11 protein-coding genes and 1 pseudogene are annotated in these 14,340 nt (G+C 47.3%); 6 read left to right on the top strand and 6 right to left on the bottom strand.

Going from position 1 to position 14,340, the window contains the following annotated elements; all coding sequences use genetic code 11:
• The 3 genes from QZW82_RS07350 to QZW82_RS07340 all read left to right on the top strand — a co-directional run bounded on the left by QZW82_RS07350 (nt 1) and on the right by QZW82_RS07340 (nt 2,224).
• Complete coding sequence (locus QZW82_RS07350; protein WP_293146598.1) at nt 1-609, top strand: GspH/FimT family pseudopilin; 609 nt, start codon at nt 1-3, stop codon at nt 607-609.
• Between the two features lie 117 nt (nt 610-726).
• The gene (locus tag QZW82_RS07345; protein ID WP_293146596.1) at nt 727-1,365 is read left to right on the top strand and encodes a Uma2 family endonuclease; all 639 of its coding nucleotides are present in this window, start codon (nt 727-729) and stop codon (nt 1,363-1,365) included.
• A 283-nt stretch (nt 1,366-1,648) separates the two neighbouring features.
• A complete protein-coding gene (locus QZW82_RS07340) occupies nt 1,649-2,224 on the top strand; it encodes a type II secretion system protein (RefSeq protein ID WP_293146594.1) in 576 nt (191 codons plus the stop codon).
• Between the two features lie 39 nt (nt 2,225-2,263).
• Here QZW82_RS07340 and QZW82_RS07335 read toward each other — a convergent pair whose 3' ends face one another.
• The 3 genes from QZW82_RS07335 to QZW82_RS07325 form a co-directional block, all read right to left on the bottom strand.
• Nucleotides 2,264-2,911 (bottom strand): hypothetical protein, encoded by a 648-nt coding sequence (locus QZW82_RS07335; RefSeq protein WP_293146593.1) that lies wholly within the window; start codon nt 2,909-2,911, stop codon nt 2,264-2,266.
• A gap of 149 nt (nt 2,912-3,060) precedes the next feature.
• Nucleotides 3,061-4,944 carry a penicillin-binding protein 2 gene (locus tag QZW82_RS07330; RefSeq protein WP_293146591.1) on the bottom strand — a complete coding sequence of 628 codons (1,884 nt, stop codon included), beginning with the start codon at nt 4,942-4,944 and terminating at the stop codon, nt 3,061-3,063.
• 572 nt (nt 4,945-5,516) lie between these two features.
• On the bottom strand, nt 5,517-6,101 hold the full coding sequence (locus tag QZW82_RS07325; RefSeq protein ID WP_293146590.1) for a hypothetical protein: 585 nt from the start codon (nt 6,099-6,101) through the stop codon (nt 5,517-5,519).
• A gap of 331 nt (nt 6,102-6,432) precedes the next feature.
• Here QZW82_RS07325 and QZW82_RS07320 point away from each other — a divergent pair, with 331 nt between their 5' ends.
• The 3 genes from QZW82_RS07320 (at nt 6,433) to glgB (ending at nt 10,167) form a co-directional block, all read left to right on the top strand.
• Complete coding sequence (locus tag QZW82_RS07320) at nt 6,433-6,696, top strand: serine protease (protein WP_293146589.1); 264 nt, start codon at nt 6,433-6,435, stop codon at nt 6,694-6,696.
• Between the two features lie 118 nt (nt 6,697-6,814).
• Nucleotides 6,815-7,486, top strand: a complete 672-nt coding sequence (locus QZW82_RS07315) for a glutathione S-transferase family protein (protein ID WP_293146588.1) — start codon at nt 6,815-6,817, stop codon at nt 7,484-7,486.
• Nucleotides 7,487-7,872: 386 nt separating this feature from the next.
• Complete coding sequence (glgB, locus tag QZW82_RS07310) at nt 7,873-10,167, top strand: 1,4-alpha-glucan branching enzyme (RefSeq protein ID WP_293146587.1); 2,295 nt, start codon at nt 7,873-7,875, stop codon at nt 10,165-10,167.
• A gap of 174 nt (nt 10,168-10,341) precedes the next feature.
• Here glgB and QZW82_RS07305 read toward each other — a convergent pair whose 3' ends face one another.
• The 3 genes and pseudogenes from QZW82_RS07305 to QZW82_RS07295 form a co-directional block, all read right to left on the bottom strand.
• A complete protein-coding gene (locus QZW82_RS07305; RefSeq protein WP_293146586.1) occupies nt 10,342-11,259 on the bottom strand; it encodes a glycosyltransferase family 2 protein in 918 nt (305 codons plus the stop codon).
• Between the two features lie 339 nt (nt 11,260-11,598).
• Nucleotides 11,599-12,429: an HpsJ family protein gene (locus QZW82_RS07300; protein ID WP_293146585.1), complete on the bottom strand. Its 831-nt coding sequence runs from the start codon at nt 12,427-12,429 to the stop codon at nt 11,599-11,601.
• Nucleotides 12,430-12,873: 444 nt separating this feature from the next.
• Nucleotides 12,874-13,800, bottom strand: a pseudogene (locus QZW82_RS07295) (transposase); the annotation flags it as partial.
• Nucleotides 13,801-14,340: the final 540 nt, after the last annotated feature.

Genomic DNA, 14,340 nt, shown 5'->3' with positions numbered 1-14,340 from the left:
ATGAAAATCCCACCAATACTATTAAAACTTTTGCATAAATCTGCCGACAAAGCCAGCCCTAATTTCAACAATAATTTATCCAAAAAGGGCGACGGAGGATTCACTCTTCTAGAAGTGCTGATCGTAGTGGTGGTATTAGGTATATTTGCTTCGATCGCAGCTCCGGGCTGGCTGGGCTTCATCAACCGACAAAGAGTCCGCACTGTGAACGATCGCGTTTTCCAATCATTGCGACTCGCACAAAGCGAAGCAAAGCGAACTAAGCGCGATGTCACAATTACATTTAATCCTGGTTCAGCTACTGACCCGCCAAAAGTTACGTTTAACCCAGCATTACCCACCGGTGGTAGCGAGCAAAAATTAGATGGTGGAGGCGAAATCAAACCCGGGACTATTCAACTTTCTGCTGCTAGCTGTCCTGCTGGTGCGTGTACGGCTGCGACATCACTAACTTTTGATTACCAAGGCAATCTCACCGCAGGTACAACTCCTTTTTATGTCACAGTTGCTGCATCTGGTGGCGGTACAAAGCAGTGCGTAATTGTTGATACTCTTCTAGGAGGAATGAGAACTGCTGAAGGAAACGATCCAGTAACTGGGTGTAAATGATAGCTTTCAATAAATTTAATCTTAATCTCTAACAGCGATTCCGCATAAGTGCAGAATTGCTAAACTATACTAACTTAAATTATTTTATAGTTCAAATCTAATTAAAATGACCAAACTATGCTGCTAGAACTCAAGCAAATCACCGTACCACCAGGAAATCAACTATTGCTCAAAGACATCACCTGGCAAAAGTTTGAAACCCTACTAACAGAATTGGGAGAAAGCCGCGCATCCCGACTTTCTTACAGCAACGGAACATTAGAAATGATGGTTCCGTGCATGGAACACGAAGTTAACAAAGTTCTGATTAGCGACTTAGTAAAAATTCTCCTCGAAGAACTAGATATAGAATTTTGGCCGCTGGGTTCAACCACATTTAAAAATGAAAATATCGCTCAAGCTATAGAAGCTGACGACTGTTTCTACATCCAAAACGAAGCCGCAGTCAGAGGCAAAAACCGCATCGACTTAGCCACAGATCCACCTCCAGATTTAGCCATAGAAATTGACATCACCTCCCGCACTCAGCTCAACAACTACGAAGCATTGGGAGTTCCCGAATTGTGGCGCTACAACGGCCGCAGCCTGCAAATCAGCGTATTGCAAGATGGAAAATACGTACAGTCCGATCGCACTCCGCAATTTCCCAGCTTCCCGATCGCCCATCTCATCCCCCAGTATATCGAACAAAGCAAAACAGCCGGCAGAAATGTCGCCATGAAAGCCTTTCGAGCATTAGTACGATCGCAAATTTAGCAATTCGGGCGCGCTCTGATCCACAGCGGGCGATCGCATCAATACGCGCAATTTCTCCCAAAGGGCGATCGATTCTCTCCACACCGCCCCTACCAGATCCTAATTTTTTATGTAAATTTTATTTAAGCGACCTATACAGTAACCACACTCAAAGTTAAAATACTCCCAACAAAAATAGAGCCTTCCAGCTATTTTTTTTAAACAAAAAATCACTGAGTGTACTTACGTGTCAATAAATAAAACCCCCAAACGCAGAGCCACAGCATCTAACGCCGGTTTTACAATGCTTGAGACATTGATAATTATCGCAATACTGGGAATATTTTGTGCGATCGCCAGCCCCTCTTGGCTCATGTTCATCAACAACCACCGTTTGAAGGTATCAGTCGATCGGGCTTCTTGGGCAATGGAACTGGCCCAAAGCAATGCCAAACGCGACAAAACCTCATGGCAAGCCAGCTTCAAACAAGTCGGAGAAAATGTCGAAGTAGCCATCCACAAATCCGAAATTTTCCCAGCCAAAGTACCAGCCAGTCAATGGAAAAGCTTAGAATATCAAATTAGGATAAATGAAAATGACACAACTTTGCGAAAGGTCAATGAGAACACAAATAAAGTAACACAAGATGGAACAGTCTGGCGAGCCATGTTCAATTACCAAGGTTGCCCAGTGTATAACAAAACTGACGAATGTGGCCTAACAAGCATTCTAGCAAAAGGAAACCTCACACTATCTCATCCAAATCTTCCAAAAGGCGATCGATGCGTGATTATTTCCACACTTATAGGACATACACGCACCTCCGAAAGACAAAGCAAACCCAATCCAGACAATAACAAAAATAGATTCTGTTACTGAATTCAGTTACATCGAATTCGGCGATCGATATATCACCGATCAACCCAAAATCCCGGCGGTTGAAACCGCGTCTACACAAACAAAACCCGCCTCCGCGGGTTGAAGAGTCAATCGCACATTTCTCTCAAATTCCATATTTCTTCGTCCGCGGAGGCGGACATCGTTTGTGTAGGCGCGGTTTCCAACCGCCGGGAATTTCAAATCAAATTCCATCATATTTCTTCGTCCGCGGAGGCGGACATGGTTTGTGTAGACGCGGTTTCCAACCGCCGGGAATTTCAAATAAAATTCCATCATATTTCTTAGTCCGCGGAGGCGGACATCGTTTGTGTAGGCGCGGTTTCCAACCGCCGGGAAATTCAACTCAAATTCCATCATATTTCTTAGTCCGCGGAGGCGGACATCGTTTGTGTAGGCGCGGTTTCCAACCGCCGGGAAATTCAACTCAAATTCCATCATATTTCTTCGTCGGCGTCCGGCGGACATCGTTTGTGTAGGCGCGGTTTCCAACCGCCGGGATTTCTCAAATTCCATATTTCTTCGTCGGCGTCCGGCGGACATCGTTTGTGTAGGCGCGGTTTCCAACCGCCGGGATTTCTCAAATTCCATATTTCTTAGTCCGCGGAGGCGGACATGGTTTGTGTAGACGCGGTTTCCAACCGCCGGGAATTTCAAATCAAATTCCATATTTCTTCGTCGGCGTCCGGCGGACATCGTTTGTGTAGGCGCGGTTTCCAACCGCCGGGAATTTCAAATCAAATTCCATATTTCTTCGTCGGCGTCCGGCGGACATCGTTTGTGTAGACGCGGTTTCCAACCGCCGGAATTTCTGCTTCCTACTTCTTACTCGGCGCAATCTTCTCAATATTAATCAACGCCTCCATCACCGACTCCACAATCGGCGCCGCCACAACTCCCCCGCTACCACCACCCTTCGGCTCATCAATCACCGCCAGCACCACATACCGAGGAGCCTCCACAGGCACGATCCCCACAAAGCTAGTAATAATCGCCTTATCAGAATAACCCCTACCAGCACTAGCTTTTTGAGCCGTTCCCGTTTTCCCAGCAATCCGATACCCAGGAATTTGTGCAGCTTTCCCCGTACCACCATCCACCACAGTTTCCATCATTTCCAAAACCTTCTTGGTAGTTTGTGGCGAAAAAACCTGCTTCGGAACAGCCCTCGGCAACTTCCAAAAAGGTTGACCTTCGCGATCGAAAAGTCCCCGCACAACATGAGGAGTTACCAACTTGCCACCGTTAGCCAAAGCCCCGTTAAGCTGCACCAACTGCATCGGAGTAATCGAAAAACCCTGACCAAAAGCAGTAGTAGCAACTTCCACCGGAGAATTAATAAATTGGTCTCGATTTTTAAGCTGACTCGTTACTTCAAAAGGCAAATCTGTACCCGCAGTTTGTCCCAGTCCCAATTTTTCTAAAGCTTGATAGTAAAGAGAAGCTTTCATCGTGTTCATTATGTGAACCATCCCCACATTACTAGAATGTTTCAAAATCTGCGTAACAGTCGAAGGGCCGCGGGCGCCTGCTTGTTTGTAATCGGAATTTTGGATAGTCCAGATATCCATATAAATCCGACCTTCGTCGTTAAACACAGTGTTAGGTTTGACCGCACCCGCTTCCAGGGCGATCGCCACATTAATCGGTTTAAAAGTCGAACCAGGCTCATAAACATCAGTTACAGCCCAATTTTTATACCGCGACAAATCGAAATTAAAATATTGATTCGGATCGTAAGAAGGTTCAGCCACCACCGACAGCAACTCCCCGTTACGGGCATCCATCACAATCACCGTACCCCGCTTCGCCTCATGTTTGAGCATTTTCTCCTTCAGAGCAATCCGGGCCGCCCGCTGCAAGCGACTGTCGATCGTCAATTGCAATTTCAAGTCATCAAGCTGCACAAAACCCGCCGTCAGTCGATCGGGAAGCCAACGCCCGTCGATCGACTTACTAAATTGAATCGACGGCATCGATCGTTCCAGCAAATTCTGCTGGCTGTATTCCACCCCCGCCTGTCCCTTCCGTTCCCCATCCACATAACCCAGAACATCCGCCGCCAACTCCTGCTGCGGGTAAAAACGCTGCTGCTGCCGCACCAACTCCAGCCCATCCACCGGGCTATTTTTAATTTGCATCTGCCCCACGCGATCGGCAATTTCTTGAGCCAAAGAACTAGCGATCGTAATACCGCTTTCTCCCAGATTAAACCTTCGCAGCAGTTCAGTTTCCGCCGTATTGCCAGGGGCTACCTCGATCGGCAACATCGGAGCCAATTTAGCAGCAATATCCGCCTTCGAGTGCTTGAACAACTTCGGGTGAGCGTAGAGAGTGTACACCTGTCTGTCGATCGCCAACACATTCCCCGTGCGATCGACGATCGGGCGTCTCGGCACAAACGGCTTCGTTTTGAGAGTTTGCTGCTGAAGAGCCTGTTTGCGTAGCGCCGGAGCTCGCGTCACCTGCAAATAAAACAAATTTACAGCCAGCCCCAGCCCCCCCAGCATCAACACCACCCACACAACCCACAAGCGGAACTTGTTGCGTTTTAAACGCTCCAGGGGTGCCCGGGGCGGGCTGCTAGCCGTAGCCGCAACTCTGGGTTTGGCCCTTTGGCCCCACCAAGTGCGATCGCTCGACGCTTTTGGACGTTTAAAATTCGGCGATCTGTAGCGGTCAAAACGGGGATCGTAGCTCATAGAATTCCAAATTCACCGACAAGTTCTACCATTTTAGATTTTAGATTTTAAATTTAATAATTTAATAATTTAAGAATTTAATAATTGGCAATATTTGATAAATATTGGATTTGGATTTATTCTTACCCGAAAGAATTGGTTCAAAGCCCCAAGCCCGATCGGGAGAAATTAAAATCAGACTATTGATTACTCCAATTCTCCGACTTTTAGGTAGATGTCGCTCTTAAACTGTCAACTGTCAACTGTCAACTGTCAACTGTCAACTGCTTACTGTAGCATTATTTTTTTGAACTTCTGTTTGTTAATTATTTTAAAATAAAATTTTAACCGAGGGTAAGTAGGGCCAAAATCGATCGGCACTTACACAAAAATCAAACCGGAAGCAAGCCCTCGGACATTTCCCCCTCGGGCCCTCTCCGCGTTGACATTGCCCAAAAACGGGTACCGTAGCCCCGACAGACAGACAATCTTTGTGCATATCCCCAAATTTTAGACTCAAGATTCAAGCCTCCAGATTCATCTTCAGAGCAAATCTAAAATCTAAAATCTAAAATCCATCGACTGATATAGCCTCAATAGCCCAGCGGCGTTTCCCCGCCCGATCGCTTCTGGAGAGCAGGTTCTTCGGAATTTGGTGCCGGCGCACCAGGCGATCGGTTTTCCGGGGCCGGGCGCAAGAAAATCGTGTCCGCAGGCTTCTGTGCAGCCAAACCAGTTTCTGGATTTTCAGCTTCTTTAGCAAGTTGATGTTTCAAGACTTCGCTAGCAGCACTCAACTGCTGTTCGCCCCGGCGCAGAGTTTCCAGCTTTTGATACTCTTGACTCCAGCGTTGCTCGCCGTAAACAGTCAAACCGTAGAGAGTCAGAGCACCGCCCAACAGCAGCACCAATGCGGCTGAGGAGGCGCGCTCCACCCGCAGGAGCGATTGCAGCCACATCGGATGCGACTGGCGATCGGGCATCACTTTCAGCACCGATGCTTGCGGGCGAGGTTTAGCCTGTTCGTCGGCTGGGGAGTAGTTAGGCAACTCAGGCCCAGTTTTTGCCCGTCTAGCTCGGGCAATAGAAGTAACTTTGCTTTTGGTAGCGTCTGTGGTGGCCTTGCCGGTCGATCGGGAGCGGCGAGGAGAATCCGGGGATCTGATAGCAGCGGTCATAGAGTTCACCAAATTTACGTATAGAGGGCAGCTTCAGCTTGAGTAAGGTTAGGAGTTTTTGCGGTTGCCGATCGCCAATTTCTGGAAATCTCGGTTATCCTTACCAAAGATACCTCACAAACCACCCAACCCATCCTACCACTGGTCTCTTTGACTTGTAGATTTGCCAAAAAAATGAATTTTTTGCCGGTTCGCCAGAATCAATGTGAAATTTATTAATAAATGCAGTATTGTAATCAACGAGCGAATCGTCGATCTATTCGTGCCAGCATTGTTTCTCAAGTACACTATTCCCTTCCTTGCGATGGGTTTTGAATGTTAAGGAGTGTTTATGAACAAGGGATTAATTCGTTTGACTTTGGTAATTGGCATTGCAGCAGCCCTGGGTGCTTGCGGCGGTGAGGGTGGCAGTGGCGGTGGCGCTAGCCCCACTCCTGGTGGCGGTACAACTCCTCCTCCTGTTTCTTCTCCAGCAACACCAAAGGAATCTCCAAAGGCTTCTCCTGGGGCTGAGAAGTCTCCTGGGGCTGAGAAGTCTCCTGGGGCAGACAAGCCTCCAGCAGGCGGTGCTTCTCCCTCTCCTAAAAAGCCCTAACTAGGCGATCGCGGAGTACAACCCCAACGGGCCTAGCCTCCGAGTGAAAAATGGTTCGCTCTTCGCATTTTTCAATCTCATCAGTCTAGGCCTCAAGTTGGGTGTTATTTTTTGTCAGATGCTTTTACTACAGTTCAGTACCTCCCCTTACTGCCGCAAAGTCCGCTTAGCCCTTGGTTACAAGGGAATCCCCTTTCAAGTAGAAAATTTGACTCCGGGCCTGCACGTTTTGAAACTCAAGCCTCTCACGGGGGGTTTGAGGACAGTCCCGGTACTGCTGCCTCAAATTGAAGGTCAACCAGGGGCGATCGCAGACTCGACGCAAATTTTGCACTGGATCGAGTCTAGTTTTCCTTCAACGCCGCTGTTGCCTGCAGGCGAGAGTTTGCAAGCAGAGGCCTGGATGCTGGAAGACTGGCTCGATGAAAGCATCGGCATTGCCACTCGATTTGTTTACTACGAGTTTCGCGCCGGTGCGGGCAAGGCAATCGACCCCTCTGTTTTGAGCCAGTTAGTGATTCAGTTAGCGCGCCACCAGTTCGGCATTAACCACGCTTCGGCAAAACTCGCCGAGTTGCGCCTGAGCGCTGCTTTAGACCTGTTACAGCGTCGCTGGCAAGATGGTTCCTATTTGGTAGGCGAGTCCTTGAGCGTGGCAGATATTGCTGCTGCCGCGCTGCTGAGTCCTTTAGCTTTGATTCCTCAATACCGGATTGAGCATCCTTGGCTGTTGGAGCGCATTGCCAACATTCACCAAGTTTGCGGCGAAACCCTGCCTCCGGGATTTTAAAAGATACCTGTCGGGCGATCGCCCCAGCCTGAAAATTCCACTAATTAATCATCATTGAGTTCTCGGCCAAACTCACCCTCCTTGGCCCACCTGAGTTTGGCACATTGACCATAATTTGAAAAAAACTTATATCACACAGGTTAAAAAAAGTCAAGAATATTATCTAAAAAATATAAATTTTTCAATTTGTTTTAATATTTCTATACTTAGATGTTAGCCCTTAGCAGTAAAAGCACAGCTTGGTCGCCAGCAAGGCAAGAGCGCGCGCAAGGATTGCAGTAAGCGTGGTAGCATTAGCGATCAAAAATGTATCCAAATGTAAAGTGCAGCTCCGCTCTAGGTTTTGAAAGCCGCCATTTAGTCAAAAGATTGAGGTAAGTAGTTTTATGCCCGCGACCGTCCCCTTTGAACAGATTGACCGGATTGTTTGGAATCAGCACCACGATCCATTTGAAGTGCTAGGCCCCCACGCTACGCAAGAAAATGGCAAAAAAGTCTGGGTCGTCCGAGCTTATCTGCCGAATGCCGAAGCAGTATCGGTAGTTTTGCCTGAAGCGAGGGCCGAATACCCGATGAAATCAGAACATCACCCTCACTTTTTTGAATGTACGATCGACACCCCAGAACTAGCAAACTATCAACTGCGAGTCAAAGAAGGGGAACACGAACGCTTTATCTACGATCCCTACGCCTTTCGATCGCCCAAACTCACAGAATTTGACCTTCACCTATTCTCAGAAGGCAACCACCACCGGATTTACGAAAAACTAGGAGCCCACTTCACCGAAGTAGACGGCATTACAGGAGTATATTTTGCAGTTTGGGCTCCGAATGCCCGCAACGTATCAGTATTAGGCGATTTCAACCTGTGGGACGGCCGCAAACATCAAATGCGGAAATCCCAAAACGGCATCTGGGAATTATTCATTCCGGGACTATCCTACGGAACTCACTACAAATACGAAGTGAAAAACCAAGACGGACATCCCTACGAAAAGTCCGACCCCTACGGTTTCCAGCAAGAGGTACGGCCCAAAACAGCCTCAATAGTCACCGACTTAGATACCTACACTTGGCACGATAGCGCTTGGATCGAACAGCGGCGGCACACAGACCAACTGACGCAGCCGGTTTCGGTTTACGAATGCCACATCGGTTCTTGGCTGCACGCGGGTACAGCCGAACCTGCCGTACTGCCAAACGGCGAAATAGAACCAGCAGTGTCGGTTTCGGAACTGAATCCGGGCGCGCGCTTTTTGACTTACCGCGAATTGGCCGATCGGCTAATTCCCTACGTCAAAGACTTAGGATTCACCCACATCGAAATGTTGCCCATTGCCGAACATCCCTTCGACGGTTCCTGGGGCTATCAAGTAACAGGCTATTTCGCCCCAACATCCCGCTACGGCACACCAGAAGATTTCATGTATTTTGTTGACCAGTGCCACGCCGCAGGGATAGGCGTACTGGTAGATTGGGTGCCGGGACATTTCCCCAAAGACGGTCACGGTTTAGCCTTCTTTGACGGAACTCACTTGTACGAACACGCCGATCCCCGCAAGGGCGAGCACAAAGAGTGGGGAACCCTAGTATTTAACTACGGCCGCAACGAAGTGCGGAATTTCCTAGTATCAAATGCTCTGTTCTGGTTTGACAAGTATCACATCGACGGCATTCGCGTAGACGCAGTAGCCTCGATGTTGTACTTAGATTACTGCCGCGAACCCGGAGAATGGCTGACCAACCAGTACGGTGGACGCGAAAATATCGAGGCGGCAGATTTTCTGCGCCAGACAAATCACGTCATTTTTAGCTATTTCCCAGGCGCATTGTCGATCGCCGAAGAATCTACCTCTTGGCCGATGGTATCTTGGCCAACCTATGTAGGCGGTTTGGGCTTCAACCTCAAGTGGAACATGGGTTGGATGCACGATATGCTCGACTACTACCACATGGATCCGTGGTTCCGGCAGTTCCACCAAAACAACATAACTTTCAGTATGTGGTACAACCACAGCGAGAATTTCATGCTGGCTTTGTCCCACGATGAAGTCGTCCACGGCAAGGCCCACATCATCGGGAAAATGCCAGGGGACGAATGGCAAAAGTTTGCAAACGTGCGGTGTTTGTTTACCTTTATGTTTGCCCATCCCGGAAAGAAAACCATGTTTATGGGGATGGAGTTCGGCCAGTGGCAAGAGTGGAACGTTTGGGGGGATTTGGAGTGGCAGTTGCTGCAATTTGAGCCACACCAAAAGTTGAAGCTATTTTTCAAGGATTTGAACAATTTGTACCGCAGCGAAACGGCACTTTACAGTCAAGATTTTGCTGAGGATGGGTTTGAGTGGATTGATTGCAGCGACAACAGACACAGCGTGGTAGCCTTTGTGCGCCGCGAGAAGGATGGCGATCAGTTTGTGATTACTGTGTGCAATTTTACGCCACAGCCGCACTCTCACTATCGCGTCGGAGTGCCGGAACCGGGTTTCTATACGGAGTTGTTTAACAGCGACGCGCGGGAGTACGGCGGCAGCAATATGGGGAATTTGGGAGGTAAGTGGACTGATGAGTGGTGGTTCCACAACAGCGCTTATTCGATCGACTTGTGTCTGCCGCCTTTGGGTGTATTGATCTTAAAGATCGATCGGGAAAAAACAGCAGCAAAATCTCAAGAGTTTTAAGTTAACAATCAAAACTTGATTAAACCTCAAAGTTTGAGGTTATTAAAAAACCCGGTTTCTCCAAAAACCGGGTTTTTTTCTCACTATTGGATTAGGTACGTTGTTGCGCTTAAGCGCTCTTTCTTATATCTATCAAAGAGCGCTTAAGCGCAACAACATACCAAGGCTTAATTTTCAACTACGAGTATCGGAAGCACCAAGATTATAAGAAACTTTAGATGGCTCAACTTTCACTACTTCGGAAATAGACTGTTCTTCCTCTGCTTTCAAATTCGGCAGTGGCATATGCTTCATTTCCCAAACTTTGAGCAAAATTAGATATTCATAAAAAGCTTGTAGCGTGCACCAAGCCAATCCAGCTTGACCGTCAAGAAATCCGCCGAGTAAAATATACATATAGAAAAAGCGCACCACAGGCCGCAAAGGCAAACGCAAAGAAAAATCTTTCAAAGCGCGGCGCCTTTCAACCTCCGATGCGCCAAACAATAAATCCCACCAATTTACTTGACCGGCTGCTAATTGGCGGAGAGTTTCAGCCGCCTCGTCAGTCGAGTAGCGGTTGTGCTTTTCAATCCAGCGAGAAAGACCTTTGCTGCAAGTATAGTGAGGGTAGGTTTCCTTCAAAAAGTGAGTGGGCCCGTTGCAGACTTCCCGTTCAGTGTGACCGTAGTCAGTAAACCATACTTGGTCTTTGCGAAACAGGCGCATTTGATAGCGCGGATATTGAGTGCTGCGACGAATCCAGCGCTCCATAAATATTACTTTTTCAGCTACGTAATAACCGATATATTCTTGACTTTCGATCGCCTTTAAGCATTCAGCAAACAGTGCAGGCGTCATCCGCTCGTCAGCTTCCAGGATGTAAACCCATTCGTACTTGCATTCTACTTCTTGAAGCATCCAAGTCCGCTGGCGTCCGTGAGTTTCAAAGCGGTGCTGCACTGTTTGCACGGGATAGTTTTGAACAATCTCAAGGGTGCGATCGCTGCTGAAAGAATCAACTACAATGATATCGTCACAAAGCAGTGCCGATTCAATGCAAGCGGCGATATCAATCTCTTCGTTGTAAGTCAGAATATAAATTGAGAACATTCCCAGCTTTCAGTAAGGGCAAACTATAGCAGAAGGAAGAAGGAAGAAGGAAGAAGTAAGAAGGAAGAAGTAAGAAGGAAGAAGTAAGAAGTAAGAAGGAAGAAGGAAGAAGGAAGAAGGAAGAAGGAAGAAGTAAGAAGGAAGAAGTAAGAAGGAAGAAGTAAGAAGGAAGAAGTAAGAAGGAAGAAGTAAGAAGGAAGAAGGAAGAAGGAAGAAGGAAGAAGAACGATGGTTTCAGCAATTAACAGCGTCCTAACTACTAGGTGCAGTTGCTATATTCAGCAGATCAAGTATTTCTTAGGGATATCTCGACTTGCGCGTTCCGAGCAGTCGGGTCGATCAATTTTTGCGGTGGCCGAACCGCAGAATTCCCATACTTCTGAGTCCACTCCAACCAACAGTAATGTAGCCGATCGCCAACAGCAAACTGTTGATTCCAGTCTGCAAACTCGAATTTCTCGATCGAGTTCTCAACTCTTTCTCTTTTTGTTGCTTCTGGGTACCAATCTCTTTGCGAGCTTGATTTGGCAGTTCTTGGGCTTGCTGTTCCAAGAACTTATCGAGGGCTTTCGGGTCATTTTTCGACTCCTGAAGCACGGCTTTCAATTCCTTGGGAAGATTTGGATTCTTGAGTTCTTGTTGCAGCTTCCCGTCGTCTTGCAGTAGCGCGCCTATCTGGTTCCGGAGAAGGCTTTTACGCTGCTCTAACTCAGATTTATACTGCTCGCTTTTAATTTGGGCATCTAGTTTAGCTTCTGCTTGTCCGGCTTCCTTATCGAGTAGAACCAGAGCATCCTTGAGTTCCAGGCGAGTATTGTTGAGATGAACGGGAACCAGCAATAGGTAAATTAGCCCTAACAAGCTGGAAATCAATAGTGCCCAAAATCGCAAATCAACCCAAACATTGCGCCGGTCAATAGAGACTCCACTGCTGCTGTCCACCCAAAAGCCCGTCATCAGCAGGGCGATCCCCATCAAAGGAATAATGCCCCGGTCAACTATCTGAGTTGCTGCGGCCAACTGCCAGCCTCGATTGCTCATGTCCGAGATTTCTCCCGGCAGCGATAGAACAATGCTGTTAAGCAAGGCAGAGAGAATCAAGATAATCCCGACTACTTTGAGAGTGCGAGCAGCTACTGAAGAAAATTGACGGCTGTTAGTTGCTTTCATAATTGCTGTTAGATAATTCTACACTGTTAGATTAAACGAAATTTTGTTTAATGAGTTGACTGATGAGAGGGTTCAATTGCTCTTCCTCACTGATTGCTTCGTTTGGGGAGATCGCGCGGCCGGTGCCACACCATCGCAGAGGTTAAGTCCCGAATCTGTGCAAACAGGAGTCCTGAATCTGAAAAGGGCTGTTGAGACGGGAAACTCCGGACACGAAAGACGAATCAAACCGTCCCCCATTTGATGATTTGGGAAGTCCCAACAAGATGCTTGCACAGGTTGGTACTTCAGGTTATTTTCCACCAAAATAGCTCGATCGGGTAATCGCCTCAAATTTCCTCCCACCAGTTGCTAAGCTGTCAGTCATTTAAATTTATTGCCTCAACCCCTTACAGTATGGGGTCTGGCACACAAATAGTGCAGTTTGAATGTCGAACAGCTTACCCCAAACACTTTGCCAAAATATTCAATCCAATTTCTAAAAGTTGTCCAAGCCGCATCAGATATCGACTTGGATAGCTTTTTGTTTTTGACCATGTTCTTCACCTGCAAGTCTTCATAGGCTACCAAGTCGTTAGACTGGACTACGCACCTTGCCAATTTCACAGCAAAGTCTTTACGTCGCCTACTTACCTTAAGGTGTTTTTTGTTCAAGCGATTTCTCGCCTTATCTCTGTTTTTGGAACCCTTTTTGGTTCTGGAGAGTCTCCGATTAAGTCGTTTTAGCGACTTCTCTGATTTTCTTAGATGACGCGGGTTCTCGACGGTATTACCGTCAGAGTCCGTGTAGAAATGAGTTAGCCCTACATCCAAACCGATAGTTTTCCTGGTCGGTTCACGCTTTTCGTTGCGTTCAGCGTCAATACAAAATTGCACATAGTAGCCGTCTGCCCGACGAACTACGCGCACCCGTTTAATTTGATTTAGCTGATATTCGTGCAAGTCGCGACTTCCCCATAACTTGAAAGAACCTGCTTTGAAGCCATCACTGAAGTTGATGCTTCTTCTGCCTTCATAAAGTTTCCACCCACAAGTCTTGTATTCTACAGAACCGTGCGACGAGTGCTTTTTGAAGCGCGGAAAACCTTTCTTTCCTGGTTTTGCCTTTTTGCAGTTGTCGAAGAACCGCGCAATTGATGACCAAGCTCTTTCTGCGGAAGCCTGCCTAGCCATTGAATTAAGCTTGGTGGCCCAAGGAAATTCCTTGGCAAGAACTACGCAATAAGCGCTTAAGTCGTAGCGACCCACCCCTTTCGTATCCATCCAGTATCTGATGCAGCTATTACGAATGAAGCGAGCAGTACGAATGGCTTCGTCTAGCCGTTCGTACTGCTCGCTTTTTCCTTCTAGCTTGGCTTCAAATACTAACATTTACGTTACCGAACCGGATATAAAAACTCTAACACAGTTCTGGCAGAATTAAAGCTGTCCTAAAAGGACGGGGCTTTAGACCCAAATTTTTGGTAAGATTTAGGTGTGTTTCACCGCTATATTTCTCGCTTGCCAGATGGCGTGGCACTTTCATCCCCTGTCTTATAGTAATTGATCTCACAGAGATCTGAAAGAAATAATTGTTTCCCAATCTTTTGAACCTCCAATTACCAACTGCACAACACGGCAGTCACTCGATCGATTTGAGATTTTCCGTTTTCGCTTGTAGGATTTATACCTATTGACGAAAACAATGCAACTTTCGGCTGGTTCTCGAACCCATACAGAATAAGTCATTCCTCATCGCCTACCGCGCTCTTGAAAATCGACATTTTTATTACTCGATAGATGAATCTGGGAGTTTGAACTCTTAGTCTCAAATTTGGGGCTGCTGGCGGCTGTGGGAAAGCAAGTATCGATTTTTTTGGTGGGAGTAGAGATACAGGAGTAGCTATTTTCCGCTTTTTCCTTCTGTTTGCC

The organism is Microcoleus sp. bin48.metabat.b7b8b9.023, from assembly GCF_013299185.1.
Classification (GTDB): Bacteria; Cyanobacteriota; Cyanobacteriia; order Cyanobacteriales; family Microcoleaceae; genus Microcoleus.
This window is presented reverse-complemented; position numbering and strand designations above follow the sequence as displayed.